Annotated in this window: 18 protein-coding genes; 4 read left to right on the top strand and 14 right to left on the bottom strand. The window is 33.4% G+C overall.

Annotated features, from left to right (window positions below; genetic code table 11):
- The first annotated feature begins 31 nt into the window (after positions 1-31).
- On the top strand, positions 32-484 hold the full coding sequence (locus ABID42_RS17850; RefSeq protein WP_367284837.1) for a hypothetical protein: 453 nt from the start codon (positions 32-34) through the stop codon (positions 482-484).
- A 66-nt stretch (positions 485-550) separates the two neighbouring features.
- Here ABID42_RS17850 and ABID42_RS17845 read toward each other — a convergent pair whose 3' ends face one another.
- Both ABID42_RS17845 and ABID42_RS17840 read right to left on the bottom strand, forming a co-directional pair.
- Positions 551-1,186, bottom strand: a complete 636-nt coding sequence (locus tag ABID42_RS17845) for a hypothetical protein (protein ID WP_367284836.1) — start codon at positions 1,184-1,186, stop codon at positions 551-553.
- A gap of 104 nt (positions 1,187-1,290) precedes the next feature.
- Entirely contained in the window at positions 1,291-1,548 is a 258-nt protein-coding gene (locus ABID42_RS17840) for a hypothetical protein (RefSeq protein WP_367284835.1), read from the bottom strand.
- Positions 1,549-1,776: 228 nt separating this feature from the next.
- On the opposite strand from ABID42_RS17840, the gene prfA reads away from it, so the two are divergent.
- Positions 1,777-2,853, top strand: a complete 1,077-nt coding sequence (gene prfA, locus ABID42_RS17835; RefSeq protein ID WP_184130839.1) for a peptide chain release factor 1 — start codon at positions 1,777-1,779, stop codon at positions 2,851-2,853.
- A 121-nt stretch (positions 2,854-2,974) separates the two neighbouring features.
- On the opposite strand, the gene ABID42_RS17830 is transcribed toward prfA, so the two are convergent.
- The 5 genes from ABID42_RS17830 to ABID42_RS17810 form a co-directional block, all read right to left on the bottom strand.
- The gene (locus ABID42_RS17830) at positions 2,975-3,445 is read right to left on the bottom strand and encodes a peptidase associated/transthyretin-like domain-containing protein (protein WP_367284834.1); all 471 of its coding nucleotides are present in this window, start codon (positions 3,443-3,445) and stop codon (positions 2,975-2,977) included.
- Positions 3,446-3,675: 230 nt separating this feature from the next.
- Positions 3,676-4,191: a hypothetical protein gene (locus ABID42_RS17825; RefSeq protein WP_367284833.1), complete on the bottom strand. Its 516-nt coding sequence runs from the start codon at positions 4,189-4,191 to the stop codon at positions 3,676-3,678.
- Between the two features lie 87 nt (positions 4,192-4,278).
- On the bottom strand, positions 4,279-4,698 hold the full coding sequence (locus ABID42_RS17820) for a hypothetical protein (RefSeq protein WP_367284832.1): 420 nt from the start codon (positions 4,696-4,698) through the stop codon (positions 4,279-4,281).
- A 224-nt stretch (positions 4,699-4,922) separates the two neighbouring features.
- A complete protein-coding gene (locus ABID42_RS17815; RefSeq protein WP_367284831.1) occupies positions 4,923-5,342 on the bottom strand; it encodes a hypothetical protein in 420 nt (139 codons plus the stop codon).
- Between the two features lie 45 nt (positions 5,343-5,387).
- Positions 5,388-6,428 carry a sensor histidine kinase gene (locus ABID42_RS17810; RefSeq protein WP_367284830.1) on the bottom strand — a complete coding sequence of 347 codons (1,041 nt, stop codon included), beginning with the start codon at positions 6,426-6,428 and terminating at the stop codon, positions 5,388-5,390.
- 256 nt (positions 6,429-6,684) lie between these two features.
- Between ABID42_RS17810 and purB the strand changes: the two genes are divergently transcribed.
- A complete protein-coding gene (gene purB / locus ABID42_RS17805) occupies positions 6,685-8,031 on the top strand; it encodes an adenylosuccinate lyase (RefSeq protein WP_323258282.1) in 1,347 nt (448 codons plus the stop codon).
- Positions 8,032-8,127: 96 nt separating this feature from the next.
- Here purB and ABID42_RS17800 read toward each other — a convergent pair whose 3' ends face one another.
- The 3 genes from ABID42_RS17800 to ABID42_RS17790 form a co-directional block, all read right to left on the bottom strand.
- Positions 8,128-8,454 carry a hypothetical protein gene (locus ABID42_RS17800; RefSeq protein ID WP_367284829.1) on the bottom strand — a complete coding sequence of 109 codons (327 nt, stop codon included), beginning with the start codon at positions 8,452-8,454 and terminating at the stop codon, positions 8,128-8,130.
- A 107-nt stretch (positions 8,455-8,561) separates the two neighbouring features.
- Positions 8,562-9,119 carry a hypothetical protein gene (locus ABID42_RS17795; protein ID WP_367284828.1) on the bottom strand — a complete coding sequence of 186 codons (558 nt, stop codon included), beginning with the start codon at positions 9,117-9,119 and terminating at the stop codon, positions 8,562-8,564.
- A 236-nt stretch (positions 9,120-9,355) separates the two neighbouring features.
- The gene (locus ABID42_RS17790) at positions 9,356-10,783 is read right to left on the bottom strand and encodes a hypothetical protein (protein WP_367284827.1); all 1,428 of its coding nucleotides are present in this window, start codon (positions 10,781-10,783) and stop codon (positions 9,356-9,358) included.
- 193 nt (positions 10,784-10,976) lie between these two features.
- Here ABID42_RS17790 and ABID42_RS17785 point away from each other — a divergent pair, with 193 nt between their 5' ends.
- Positions 10,977-11,174 (top strand): helix-turn-helix domain-containing protein, encoded by a 198-nt coding sequence (locus ABID42_RS17785; RefSeq protein ID WP_367284826.1) that lies wholly within the window; start codon positions 10,977-10,979, stop codon positions 11,172-11,174.
- Positions 11,175-11,245: 71 nt separating this feature from the next.
- Here ABID42_RS17785 and rpsG read toward each other — a convergent pair whose 3' ends face one another.
- From rpsG to ABID42_RS17765, 4 genes are all read right to left on the bottom strand, one after another.
- The gene (rpsG, locus tag ABID42_RS17780; RefSeq protein ID WP_323258283.1) at positions 11,246-11,716 is read right to left on the bottom strand and encodes a 30S ribosomal protein S7; all 471 of its coding nucleotides are present in this window, start codon (positions 11,714-11,716) and stop codon (positions 11,246-11,248) included.
- A 140-nt stretch (positions 11,717-11,856) separates the two neighbouring features.
- Positions 11,857-12,279: a 30S ribosomal protein S12 gene (gene rpsL, locus ABID42_RS17775; protein WP_309921726.1), complete on the bottom strand. Its 423-nt coding sequence runs from the start codon at positions 12,277-12,279 to the stop codon at positions 11,857-11,859.
- A gap of 162 nt (positions 12,280-12,441) precedes the next feature.
- Complete coding sequence (uxuA, locus tag ABID42_RS17770) at positions 12,442-13,638, bottom strand: mannonate dehydratase (RefSeq protein ID WP_367284825.1); 1,197 nt, start codon at positions 13,636-13,638, stop codon at positions 12,442-12,444.
- Between the two features lie 292 nt (positions 13,639-13,930).
- On the bottom strand, positions 13,931-15,415 hold the full coding sequence (locus ABID42_RS17765) for a GH3 auxin-responsive promoter family protein (protein ID WP_367284824.1): 1,485 nt from the start codon (positions 15,413-15,415) through the stop codon (positions 13,931-13,933).
- Positions 15,416-15,425: the final 10 nt, after the last annotated feature.

The raw sequence follows: 15,425 nt of genomic DNA, 5'->3' as shown, positions 1-15,425 counted from the left end.
GTGTATTTGACTTAAAACAACCCTGAAAAACATGAAACAAAGCTTCTTTGCCTTGATGGCTCTTTTAACAATTAGTCTATCTGCTTGTACTGAAACCAAAAAAATCGCAGAACTACAAGATCAAATTCGTCGTCAAGAAAGTCAAATTGCGAAAGAACGACAAGAAAATTCAGAATTAAGTAGTTTCCGTTTTAGCTTAGAAAGTCAGTTTAAGAAGAAAAACGAAGAGTATCTCAAGTGTCAAGAAGATAGTAAAGAAACTTTTGAAGCCTTATCATTGAAGTACAATCGCTTATTGGATGATTATACCAAATTACAGACCTCATACAAATCTTTGAACGAAGCCTATGAAACCAGTAAAGAAAATGCGGCTTCGGTAATTATGGAATTGGAAGAAAAAACAAGACAGAAAACAGTAAGAGTAACGAAAAGTACAAAGAAAACGAAGACAAGGGCTAGAAGTAAAAAGCGCCGTCGTAGATAATAATAACACCATAAAAAAGGGATTTCAAAGCTGTTTGAAATCCCTTTTTTATGGTATGCAAATAAATTATTTTTCACTCAAAATCTTCAAATGTTTTGGGTCGGCTAATCTTACTACTTCTTTTTTAGAGAATTTAATCACCCATAAGCCCAGAAAAGAGCCATCTTTTTTGAACGCTAAACTATCCATCTTAGCTTTTTCGCCGATTGCATTAAGTTGCTTTTTATCCAGTTTCAATAAATTTTTATTAGCCATAATTGGTGAAGTATAGTAAAAAAAGGCTTCATCTTCCGACTTCTGAATATTATCAATTTGTGGAATATTATGTTCAACATTATATTGATAAGCATCAAGTGTTTCATTGATTTTTTTATCCCAAGCAGGATTTTTTAATTGTAACGGGCTACCAGAAACAATTTCCACCCTGTAAGCTTTCGCTAAAGAATCTTTCAAAGTAGTATCTTGAAGATTTTTAGATAAATCTGCATTGAGTTTTTTTACGATGGTACTCCCCCATTCATCTACTTGTGCTGTAAATTGTGCTGGTGTAATCCGTTTTACTTCTCGTTCGTGCAATTCCTTTACAGCTGCCGTTGTATCAATACGTTTACTGAAATCGCAACTTATCAACAGTATATTTGCAAAAAGTAGTAAAGAAATATATTGGGTAATTGAAGAGAAAAATGAAGGGTTCTGTTTCATGTTTTGTTTTGACCTAATCTGATAATTTGTGTAAAGATAGGGCTGAAACATGAAAAAAGTCGTGATACTTACCACGACTTCCTTGATTATTTTATGAAAGAATCTTAATATCTTCCTCTTCTTCCATTATGTCTTCCGTTATCGTGACGATACTTTGGCGGAGCATTGCGTGGTACTACGATTACTCTTCTTGGCGGAGGCACTACATAACGGTATCTAGGATAAGAATAACCATATCTATATGGATAAGGGCGGCGGCTATCAACTCTCACATAAGAAGGTCCACAAGACGCTACCAATAGAATAATTGCTAATGATAAAAAAAGCAATTGAAATGTTCTATGAATTTTTAGCTTTTTCATGACGTATGGAGTTTAAAATATGGTACTTAGAGATTAAATAACGAAGAAGGTTTAAAATAAGTGTAGTGCTATTTACTTGGGTATCTAAGCAAAAGACAATCCGATAAACATTTACCCCCATTGAATATAAAGAATTTTGTATCTTTGCACCCTGATTTTTAGTTTGCCAAAATATTCGGCTATACTCGCTAATATCAAGCTGTTGAACTTTCCGAAATAAGAAAAAATATGTTAGAACAATTAGAATCCATCCGTGAACGATTTGAAGAAGTTGCCCAGCAAATGACGCAACCCGAAGTAGTATCGGATATGAAAAAATATAAAACAATTAGTAAGGAGTATAAAGACCTTGAAAAGATTGTTTTAAAATATAATGAATACAAGAATATCCTTTCTAATATCGAAGGAGCAAAAGAAGTAATTGCTACTGAAAAAGACGAGGAATTCCGTGCTTTGGCAAAAGGTGAATTAGAAGAATTATTACCTCAAAAAGAAGAGTACGAGAAAATTATCAAGGAAATGTTGATTCCGAAAGACCCTAATGATTCTAAAAACATCATCATGGAAATTCGTGCTGGAACTGGTGGTGATGAAGCAGGGATTTTTGCGGGCGACCTTTTCAGAATGTACCAACGTTTCTGTGCTAACCAAGGATGGCAGTTTCAGTTGATGGACTATACTCAAGCCTCGTCTGGTGGTTATAAAGAAATTATCGCCAATATTCAAGGCGAAGATGTGTATGGAAAAATGAAATTTGAATCAGGCGTTCACCGTGTACAACGTGTGCCTGCTACAGAATCTCAAGGACGTATTCATACTTCAGCGGCTACTGTGGCTGTTTTGCCAGAAGTAGATGAAGTAGATGTACAGATTAACATGAATGATATTCGTAAAGATACGTTCTGTTCGTCAGGTGCGGGTGGACAGTCGGTAAACACTACGTATTCTGCCGTTAGGGTTACTCACTTACCATCAGGTTTGGTAGTACAATGTCAGGATGAGCGTTCTCAGATTAAAAACTTTGAAAAAGCCATGACGGTTTTGCGTTCAAGACTTTATGATATTGAATTAGCAAAGCAACAAGAATCTATCGCTGGCGACCGTCGCTCAATGGTTGGTTCTGGTGACCGTTCAGATAAAATTCGTACTTATAATTATCCACAAGGTAGAGTAACCGACCACCGTATTGGTTATACAGTATATAACTTACCAGTAGTAATGGATGGTGAAATTGGCGATTTTATCGAACAACTAAGAATTGCAGAAAACGCAGAGAAATTAAAAGAAGGAGCAGGAGCGTTGTAGTTGTGATGAGTTGTGAATTGTGATTGAGGAGTTGTCATTGCCTAAAATAGGTTGCTCCTCTGTTTTTCTTTAACCCCCAAGTTCATTTTAGAAAGTGAATTTGGGGGTTAATTATTTTTAATCATATTTTTGTAAGTGTTATTTCATATTCATTTGTTTCTCCCAAAACGAGAGAATTAATAGGGTTTGCACTCTCGGGGAAAACAGCAATTTTATCAGTTCCACGTCCAATGTTAATCCCATCTTTTTTAGCTTGTATTGTATAGTATGACATTTGGGCTATATCTATCAGTAAGAATAAATCAGTCGCTCTTTCAGGTATAATTTCTGAAAAATTAAAATTGCCATTTTTATCAGATTGCTTTTTTAGGGTAAATATTGTTTCTCTTTTCACACCTCCACCAACAATACTACCTCCGTAATAGCGATTACAAGAAAAGGTGAAAGAAATATTTTCGATAGGATTACCTTTTTCATCAACTACTTTACCAATAATGATAGTAGAAGAGCTGGGTAAGTTATTTTTTTTGCAAGACACTATTATAAAAGGGGATAGTATGCCCAAAACACCAAGAAATTTTCTTCGTTTCATGTTACATATAGAATTTAAATTGTTAGAAATTAAACACAATGATGCTTTCATCAACTGTATTGAACTGTTGATAATTAATTTGTAATTCTTTAAAAGGGAATAAAAAAGACAGGCAAAATAGGCATTTTGGTGTCGATGAACTACGTAGCTACATTATTGCGTCAATAATCTAACAAATATATTTGCGAAGCAAGTTTTTGGTGAAATAAAAACCCAAATTGTCCTATTAACTATTTTTTGACAATCAATATAATATCATTGTACCAATCTTTATTAATCGGAGTAATTGAATTGTTATGATTTAAGGCTGTAAAGTCTTGGATAAATGAATGATTACATTCATCATTTTTAAAGGTAATTTGTGTTTGTAAAGTATCTGGAGCATTATTATCGTTAAATTTCATGTAGAATACTTTATTTAAAATTAGACCGTCTTTTAATGCCTTATATTCTTCAAATTGCAAGAAATTATTAATGCGGATGCTATAACTTCCATTAACTTCAGGATATGAAATAGAATATTGTTTTTTATTTTCATCTGTTACAATTAATCCAGTTAATTCCTGAGGTAATATAGGATTAGCAGTATTAACGGGAAAATATGGTTGACGGTCTCCTTTTTGAAAAAACAATGATAAAGAGCCATATAAAGGAAGTGAATCTTGATTATTACATTTATCATAACAGCTTATCAAAAGCTGGCTTAATAAGTAGAATGATGTTACAAAAATCAAACGTTTGTTCATGATATTTATAGATTTTTGAAGCTTACTATATACAAAATAGATGTTTGATAATATCCATATAAATCTTAAAGTTTTCATGAAAGTGTATTACTTTCTTTTAACAAATTTAAAATTTAGTTCATTTTTTGTTTCAGTTTTGAAGGGTATGTTTGTCTGATAAACACCATTTACCCGACACAAATAATCGTAACTTCCACTACTATACTCCATACTTCCAGTTGGTTTAAACGTAATAAAACCTGTGCCTTTAGGAATAAATTTTTCTAAATAATAATATCCTTTTGCATCTGTTTGGGTATTTAAATCAAAAGTGCTTTTTGGGTTAAACCCTCCAGTTTCTCCTGCAAACTGAAAGCCTATTCCTTCTAAGGGTTTCCCATTTTCATCAATTACAACGCCAGTAAATATAGTCGCAGCATTAGGGCTATCTAGCCCACTACCATTACAGGACTCTAATAAAATAGTTGGGAGTATGCCCAAAGCACCAAGAAAACTCCTTCGTTTCATGTTACATACAGAATTTAGATTGTTAGAAATTAAACATAATGATATGTTCATCAGCTGTATTAACCGCTGATGAATAATTTGTAATTCTTTAAAAGGGAGTAAAAAAGACAGGCAAAATAGGTATTTTGGTGTCGGTGAACTACGTAGATACAATTTTTTCCGTAATCTAAATTTAAAATAAATATTTTCGAACAAGCTGTAAATCTGTTTTTAATTATTTTTAATCATATTTTTCTAAGCTGAAAATTAAAAGTGTTTGTTTCACCATTAATGATTGGCCCGACTGGATTCCCCACTTGCTCATATTTATTATTTTCCCAAACGTAAATATTATATTTAGTCATTAAATCATAGTTTGTATCACTAAATGGTTTGAATGTAGTTCGTCCATAGTCAACCATGTGTGAAATAGTATAAATTCCATCTTTATTAGTCTCTCCAATTACATCAAATATAGGGATAAGAGAAAGTCCCTTTGCATAATCTCCACTAAATTGGAGTTTCAAGCCTACAACAGGCATATCGTTTTCATCAATTACTTTTCCAGTAATGATAGTTGGACGGTCTGGAAATTCATCTTTCCCGCAAGAAAAAAGTATAGGTGGCAATATGCCCAAAACGCCAAGAAATTTTCTTCGTTTCATGTTATTATAGAACTGAGTTGTTAAAAATTAAAATAAGTAATAATCCTAAACCACCACTTCTGCCTTCTCTAATTTAAACGAAAAAGTCGTTCCTTTTTCTGGTTTTGAGGCTACTGAAATTTTGGTTCTGTGGGCATTTAAAATGTGTTTTACAATGGCTAAACCTAATCCTGATGAGCCATCCGAACGACTTCTGGCTTTATCTACTCTATAAAATCTTTCAAAAATTCTGTTTAAATATTCTGGCGCAATGCCTGGTCCATTATCTCTGATAGAAACTTTCCAATCTTTTTTATCTTCTTCAAAATTTACAATTACTGTTCCGTTTTCGTTGCCGTATTTAATGGCATTTTCTACGAGATTCGTCACTACTTGTCCGATTCTTTGTGCATCCGCTTTTACCCAAACTTGCAATTGTGGCGACTTAATTTGTAGCGTTGTGTTCTTGGCTTTCGCTTTTCCTTCCAATTGCTCAAATACTTCTTTGGTGATTTGCTTAATATCAACCTTCGCCCGATTCATCTTAATATCGCCCGTTTCCATTTGCGAAAGCGTCAATAAATCTTTTACTAAAATATCTAAACCATCTAAACTTTTAGCAGCTTTTACAAGGAATCTTTCACGAACATTTTCATCATCCATCGCTCCGTCCAACAAAGTATGCACAAAACCTTGTGCCGCAAAAATGGGTGTTTTTAATTCATGCGAAACATTGGCTAAAAATTCACGACGATACTTTTCTAAGCGTTTCAATTCTGTTACTTCTTGTTCCTTTTTAGAAACATAGACAAACAATTCATCATTCAATTTCTTGAGCGGATTATTGTTTTTATATAATTTCTTTCTGGTAACACCGAAATCTTTGATTTTTAGTCGGTTGATAGAATCATACATTTTATTGATTTCTTGAAAAACCAAGTAATCCAACACAAAATAAATGAGAATTCCCGCCACAATCAGCGTCGCAATAAAGCTGACGAATAGCACATTTGCATTCGATTCTGGCAGAAAAGAAAGGAAAGAAGTAATAAAAGCAGCAATGACGATAGCCAATAAAGTGGCTAACAATTTGGGATTCAGAAGCATGAGAAAACCTAATTCGTTTTTGATAAAAGGATTTTTACTTTTCTAAAAGGGTAAAGCATGGTAATCCTTATGCAAGTTTCACGTTTTTTGGCGATAATTTGTATTAAATTTAGGAAAATGAATACGAAAATGATTTCCTAAATCGTAGCTCAATAATTCTTTTGTACCTTTGTTCTTTCCTTAAACATATTGAAGGCATTGAATTTTGAGTAAGAATCGTCACTCAATCGTTCAATTACTCAATCACTCATTAAAAATGCAACTCAATCAATTAACCGCAATCTCTCCCATCGATGGGCGTTACCGCAAGCAAGTAGAAAGCCTTGCTCCTTTTTTCTCTGAATTTGGGCTTATCAAATATCGTGTTCGTATTGAAATAGAGTACTTTATCGCTCTTTGCGAAATACCTTTACCTCAATTAGAATCGATTAATAAAGATTTGTTTACGGCTTTAAGAGACATTTATCTTAATTTCTCTGAAGAAGATGCCCTTTGGATCAAGGAAACAGAAAAAGTAACCAATCATGATGTGAAAGCGGTTGAGTATTTTATCAAACATAAATTAGATAAGTTTGGTATTAACGATTCCCTAGAGTTCATTCACTTTGGTCTTACTTCTCAAGATGTAAATAATACTGCTATTCCATTGTCTTTATTAGAAGCAATGAACGAAGTATTAGTACCAAAATTAGAAGAAGTAATTGCTAAAATTGAAGCCTTAGCCGAAGAATGGAAAGATATTCCATTGTTAGCGCATACGCATGGTCAGCCAGCTTCTCCAACTCGTTTGGGTAAAGAATTCATGGTGTTCGTAGAAAGAATGGAACGCCAAATGGACTTATTGAAAACGATTCCATATTCTGCCAAATTTGGTGGAGCTACAGGTAATTTCAATGCACATAATGTAGCTTATCCAGAAAACAATTGGGTAGCATTCGGAAATTCATTTGTAAAATCTTTAGGGTTGGTTCGTAGCAAATACACTACTCAGATTGAACATTACGATAACTTAGCTGCTTTGATGGATAATTTAAAACGTTTGAACAACATCGTTTTAGATTTAGACCGTGATATTTGGACTTACGTTTCGATGGGTTACTTCAAACAAAAAATCAAAGCGGGTGAAGTTGGCTCTTCGGCAATGCCACATAAAGTAAACCCAATTGATTTTGAAAACTCAGAAGGAAACGTGGGTATTGCCAACGCTTTGTATGAATTCTTAGCAGCAAAATTACCAGTATCTCGTTTACAAAGAGATTTAACGGATTCAACGGTTCTTAGAAATTTGGGAGTACCGATTGGGCATCAGTTAATTGCTTTAACCGCTTTATTGCGTGGTTTGAATAAATTAGAATTGAATCAAGAAGCCATCAATGCAGATTTAGAAGATAACTGGGCAGTTGTAGCTGAAGCCATTCAAACGATTTTGAGAAGAGAAGGTTATCCACAACCTTACGAAGCGTTAAAAGCTTTGACACGTAAGAATGATAAAATCACCGAAAAAACCATTGCAGAATTTATCGACGGTTTAGAAATCAGTGACAAAGTAAAATATGAATTAAAGCGAATTACTCCATTCAATTATGTGGGTGTGGTAGAGTAATTTATCATAAAACTTCGATAGAGGCTTTAGGCATTGATTTGCTTAAAGCCTTTTTTTGTTCAGCATTGACAACTCTGTATATCTGATGATTATCTCTTATTTATTCAAAAAAATTTTGAATAAGGTTACTTTATTTTGGTGGACAGATAAAGATGATTGATGAAAATTGTTTAAATCAAAAGTGCTTCCATTTACATAGATGAAATGCTCTTCAAACCGTGGCATTACATTCGTAACTTTAAAAACTTCTTTATCTTTTATAAAAACTGAAAGAGTATCCACGGTCTCAATATTAATAAGGGCTGTTCTAAAAGAGCTTACTGCTTCAATGCCAGTTTTGTTATTTAAAGGTTTTATTTCTTTGTTTTGTTTACAACTGATGAGTAAAGAAAAGAAGAGTAAAAATTGAAATGTATTTTTCATTTTTGTAGATTAAATGTATGTTTAACTATGTTGAGTACTGTAATTTGACACATTCAATATTTATGATGAAAATAACAAATTATTGTGGTTGATGGAGTTTTTATAAACTATTGTAAAATTCCATTTACATACATTTTCTTCTCAAACTTACCATCAGGAGTTCCGATAAACCAAGCTCCATGTCTTTTGCCTTTTTCATATAATCCCATGTATTTCAATGAATTATTGCTAGAGATTAGCTTTATAATATGTAGCTCTGTCACACCTTTTAATTCTGTTATTTTATGCTCTAAGATACTAATTTTTCCATTTTCTTCATCCATTTTAAATTTTATAACACTTTGTCCAGAATTACTATCACTTCCGATTAACAATCCTTTTTCATCAGTTAGCTTGCCTTCAAATAAATAAACAATTGCTTCTTTAGAGATTTGATTAATTTCCTCTTTCGACATCTTCCCTATTTTATTAACATTCGGCACTTTAATTTTAAAGATTTTAAAGACAGTCTCACTGTAGTCCATTCCGTAACTAATTGATATTGAATCTGGTGAAGTAAAATTTGGTTCCGAATTAGCAGTAAAGTTTGGTACTTTATTTTGTGCAAATGATATTAATGGTGATATCAGAAATAAAGTTATTTTTAATACGATATTTTTTTTCATGTGTTTATTAAAAGAATTTAAAGGTTATCTAAAAAAGAAGATGTAATAAAGTGCTAATGGTAAAAGACAGTATAATATATGAAATACCATTATTGTTTTGGCATACATTGGAAACCGTTTTTTAAAATACAAATAGGATATAAAACTGACGGTTATAACCAGTAATTCAAATGATATTATTCCAAAAATTATCAATGCCATTGTATAAGAATTTGTGTATTAAATTATCTTTTGAGTTAAAATTTACATCCATATTCGGAATTACAATCTCTATAGTCTTTATATAAAGAATTTTTAGCAGAATCTTCTTCCTGATAATAATTGAATATCAATCCTGCTATACAAAAACCTGATGTCCCCAGCCCAGCAGCTAATGCTAATATTCCATGTAGTGCAGATGCTGTACCAGCAGTAAAACCACTTAATAATTCAATAATTGCAGTTTTTGTATAAACACTTACTCCAGCCATTACTCCTGCTCCTAAACAAGCAACTATACCAGTAGATATTAGATACTTCTGATTATTCATCTTACTTGTAAATTCATTATCAGCATACTCTTTACATTTTTGACATTGTCTTCTAATTGCTGGATTATTATCAATATTGCCTTCTCCACCTTGACCACTATTAGAATCAGATGAGCCACCACCTCCATAAGAATAGCTTGTACCATCATCTTTAATTATACAAGAAGATTCTATTAATTCCCAAGACGTACAATCATTACCATAACAATAACGCTGATACGTATCAATACACTCTTGTACAAGTAGATTGAATTCATTTCCCATCCCTAATACAATTTCAGCTTTAGAACTTTTAAATTCGGCTTTTTTAGAATTTGAAACTCCTATTTTTTTACTAATGGTGTATTCATTAAAATTTTCTAATTTTTCAAAAATATTTTGTTCATTTTTTTGCTTAATTATTGGAATTATAAACTCGCTAGAACTAAATATGTCTATACTATTAGATTTCGGAGTTGTAGTATATACAGTAGAATCTTCAAAATTCAATTCATTTTTTTTCTGCGTATTCAGACTGTCTGGTTTATACACCATTTTGGAAGTATTATTTCCTATGTAATAAATATTATCCCTACTATTATTAATCAAATAAACTTCAATAATGCCTTCATACAAAGGTTTTGTAATATTAATATTCAATAGTTCGAAATTATTACGAGCTTCTTTACTAATAGGTTGTGTCCATATTTCTATTTCTGTTTTATCATTCTTTTTATAATGAAGTTCTAAGTTGACATTGGGGGTTCGTTTGGGGTGATTTTTAAAAATAAAAGGTAAAGCTGTTAAGCTTACACCAAAAGGTGTTAATTCAGATACTTTATTAGTAGCTTTTAACTCTTTATCTTTAGTATTTAGAACATGAAAACCTCCTACAGTAATACCAGCAGTTGCTATTGCTATATTAGACCAAAATTTTTTCAGACTTCCAGATTTATATGAGACATATATACTGGTATTTATTTGTGAATATGAATATTCTTTATCAACAATAATCTTTTCTAGCAATACTTTACTTTTCCCCAATTCTTTAATTTCAGAATGTATACTGAATGTTTTTTGAGAAAAACTAACTTGTTGAAAGAAAAAAAGCAGGGAAAGCAATAAAAAGAGATGTAAGGTATAAATTTTTCTCATGATAATTGATTCTTTAGGTTGAAGTTATAAGTAAAACTATTAAGATTTAAGAATCAATACAAGATGTTTAGTGAGTAAATTATATTCAAATACGCATAAAATAAATGATGAATATATTTTGTTAATCCTGCTTTAAACTGCTATTTTTAAATACTCTATAAATAATATTTTTATCTAAACTTAATACAGTTTCATGTCTATAAATAGAAAAATTAAAAATCTACGTAAAGAAAAAGGATATAAACAATCTTATATTTCATTTCGCACTGGAATTCCACAATCTACTTTATCACGTTTTGAAAATGGTAAGTGTAGTCTTACTATAATTGAATTAGAAAAAATTATAGTATCCTTAGATTTAAAACTAAATATTTCTATCGAAATCCCCTAAAAACACAAAAGCGAAAACCTTTCGATTTTCGCTTTTGTGCTGTGTGTATCTCGTTGTTGTTAATAATTGAATTAGAATCTGAAGTGAGAGAATGCTTTGTTAGCTTCTGCCATACGGTGCGTATCATCTTTCTTCTTCACTGCTGCACCTTCACCTTTAGCTGCTGCCATGATTTCGTTAGCAAGACGGTCAACCATAGTTTTATCTCCACGCTTACGAGCATAAAGAATTAACCATTTCATACCTACTGATAACTTACGGTCTGCACGTACTTCCGTTGGAACTTGGAAAGTAGCACCACCTACACGACGGCTTTTTACTTCTACCGATGGCATAACGTTGTTTAATGCTTTTTTGAATAGCTCTAAACCGTTTTTCTCTTTGGTTCTATCTTCAACTTTGTCTAATGCACCGTAAAAAATCGTGAATGCTGTTGATTTTTTACCATCGTACATCAAGTTATTAACAAACTTGGTTACCATTACATCCCTAAATTTAGGATCAGGTAATACGTATCTCTTTTTTGGTTTTGACTTTCTCATTGGATTGTTAAGATTTTAAGTTTAGCCCATCTTCTGCCCTTAACTAAAGCATACTGGACTGTTTTTGTAATTTGATGATTTGAAAATTTGATGATTTGAAAATGTTATACTTTCAAATTTCTCAATTAACGAATGTCAAATTATTTTTTCTTACCGCCTTTTCCGCCTTTTACTGGAGCTGCCACTTGACCTGGTTTAGGACGTTTAGCACCGTATTTAGAACGACGTTGACGACGACCATTTACACCTGCAGTATCTAAAGCACCACGGATGATATGGTAACGTACACCTGGTAAATCTTTCACACGACCACCACGAATCAATACGATTGAGTGTTCTTGCAAGTTGTGACCTTCACCTGGAATATAAGCATTTACTTCTTTGCCGTTTGTTAAACGTACACGGGCTACTTTACGCATAGCCGAGTTTGGCTTCTTAGGCGTAGTAGTATAAACCCTTGTACACACGCCACGACGTTGCGGACAAGAATCAAGAGCAGGAGATTTTGACTTCCAAGTCATTTGCTCCCTGCCATTTCTTACTAACTGTTGTATAGTTGGCATTTTGTGTTGTTTTAATAGAGATACACATGTCTGATTTTTAAACACTTAGCTATTCTCTCAAAGAAGAATAAATTCAAACGATGAAAGATTTCGTATAATTACCTCAAAATCAGGGGTGCAAAATTACGCAAAGTATCTGAGATACAAAAGGTTTAATGAAATTTATTTAGCGTCTAAACCTCGCTCAATACCTAATTCTAATCCACGTAACTCTGCTAAGCCTCTTAAACGACCAATGGCAGTATAACCCGGATTGGTTCTTTTTTCTGGATTGAGGTCATCTAACATTCTATGTCCGTGATCTGGACGGAATGGTAAACGGTAATCTTCTCTGCCAGTTTCTATTCTTTTACGTTGTTCTGTTACCAAAGCTTTCATCACTCCATACATATCCACATCGCCTGCAAGGTGGTCTGCTTCATGGAAATTTCCTTCTGCATCACGCTTGGTTGCTCTTAAATGGACAAAATTTATTCTATCGCCTAATCTTTCTACCATGCCAACCAAATCGTTGTCTTCACGAACGCCATAACTTCCTGTACAGAAACACAACCCATTATTCGGGCTTTCGTAAGCTTCCAAAATTTGTTTCGCATCAGCTTCTGTACTTACTACTCTTGGCAAGCCTAAAATTGGATACGGCGGGTCGTCGGGGTGAATGGCTAAATTAATGCCTGCTTCTTCGGCTACGGGCGTGATTTCTCTTAGAAATTCATAAAGATTCGCTCTTAATTCTTTTTCACCTACTTCTTTATAGCCTTCTAAAACGACCAGAAATTCTTCAACAGTAAAACTCTCTTCGCTACCTGGCAAACCTGCAATGATATTTTTAACCAATTTTGCACGTTGAGCTTCGCTAGAGTTTTCAAACCAAGCTTTCGCTTTTTCTACTTGAGCAACCGTATAACTTGCCTCAGCATTTGGTCTTTTTAAAATATAAATTTCAAAAGCGGCAAATTCTGTTGCATCAAAACGCAAAGCCGTTGAGCCGTCTGCCATTGGTGCGTCTAAATCTGTACGAGTCCAATCTAAAACAGGCATGAAATTATAACACACTGTATCAATCCCGCATTTGCCAAGATTGATTAGCGATTGCTTATAATTTTCGATATACTCACGATAGTTTCCTGTACGCTTTTTGATGTCTTCATGAACAGGTACACTTTCTATTACTGATAAGGTTAATCCAGCTGCTTCAATTTCAGCTTTACGTTTTTGAATTTCTTCAACCGTCCAGATTACTCCATTAGGTAAATGATGCAAGGCAGTAACGATACCCGTTGCTCCTGCTTGACGAATATGTGCTAATGGAACAGGGTCTTTTGTTCCAAACCAGCGAAATGTTTGTTCTAAAGGCATTTTATTCTGTTAAAATATTATAATGATAGATTTTTACTTATAAAGCTATTGAGGTGTGTTTTTTACCCATTATTGATAGCTATAGCTTACAATATATTAAATTTGCTTCTTTCCTAATAAGGAAATCTTCTCATTCTAAGTCCTTACTTTTCTTGTCTTGATACAAGAAAAGTAACCGTAGCGGCGGCCGCAAAAGAAAATCAAGAAATTCTAAACTCGCTAACGCTCAAACAGTAGAATTTCGGAAAATGCTTACGCCAGTATACTCACAAACTGCGATTGCAGATAAAATTTAAATCTTATCTGCAATCGCTCTATCATTTGATAATCTTGGTACTTTATTTTGTCCGCCTAATTTCCCTTGCGATTTCATGTAATCTATAAAAGCATTTTTTTGTAATACTCTTATTTTCAAAGGTTGGAGAATATTGCCCGTCATCAAATCATCGTAATAAACATTTAATTCTGCTAATTTTTGATTGATGTCTTGTGCGAAAGCACTTAAATCTTGTGGAGCTTTGGCAAATTCTACTAGCCATTCATGATAAGGCAAACCTCCTTCTGGCGGTGTTACTTGTGGAGCTACTGTAAATTCTACTAACTCAACCTCAGGATGACGTTGCATGGCATATTGCATGGCTTTTTCTACTTCTTCGCCAATAACGTGTTCGCCAAAGGCTGAAATAAAATGCTTAATTCTTCCAGAAACAATAATTCTGTATGGATTCAAAGACACAAATTTTACCGTATCGCCAATAGAGTAACCCCAAAGCCCAGCATTAGTATTCATTACTACGGCATAGTTTACGCCTAATTGTACTTCGCCGATGTGCAAACGTCTTGGATTTTCTTTGAAGTAATCTTCTACAGGAATAAATTCATAGAAAACGCCAGAATTCAATAGCAATAAAAGTCCTTCTGCTTCTTGTGAATCTTGATAAGCGATAAAACCTTCGGAGGCTGGGTAGGTTTCAATTGAATCTATTTTCTTACCGATAGATTCAAAAAGTTTAGCACGATAAGGTTCAAAATTTACACCGCCATAAACAAAGAGTGAAAAATCTGGAAAAACATCTTTGATTTTTTTTCCAGTTCTAGCTTGAATACGATCGAAGTACATTTGTACCCAAGGCGGAATGCCTGAAATCAATGACATGGGCTTGTCGATGGTTTCATCAATGATTTTATCAAGCTTTGTTTCCCAATCTTCAATACAATTGGTTTCATAACTTGGTAATTGGTTACTTCTTAAATAGCCCGGCACATGGTGATTCACAATGCCCGAAAGTCGCCCCGTGAATACGCCATTCTTTTTTATCATTTCTGGTGAACCCGACAAGAAAATTAAATTTTTATCCAAAAATTGAGAATTCCCTGTTTCATGAACATAACTTAATAAAGCGTCTCTGGCTCCGTTGATATGAAAACCTATTGATTCTTTTGAAATAGGAATATATTTTACGCCAGAGGTTGTGCCTGAAGTTTTTGCAAAATAAAGCGGTTTATCTTTCCACAAAATATCACTTTCACCAGCTACTACTTTTTCTATATAAGGTTTCAGGTTTTCATAATCTTGCACAGGAATAGCCTCTTTGAAACTTTGATAATCTGAAATGTCTGAAAAGCGATGGTCTTTCCCAAAAAGCGTGTGCGAAGCATCAGCAACTAAACTTTTCATTAAAATAAGCTGTGTTTCAACGGCCTGTTTTTCCCACTTTTGGCGGTTTTGTACTACGAAAGAAGCAAATGGTTTTGCCAGAATTGAACGAAAGCCCATGAAGTACTGT

Origin of the sequence: Arcicella rosea (assembly GCF_040543805.1) — a bacterium.
Taxonomy (GTDB): Bacteria; Bacteroidota; Bacteroidia; order Cytophagales; family Spirosomataceae; genus Arcicella; species Arcicella rosea.
This window is presented reverse-complemented; position numbering and strand designations above follow the sequence as displayed.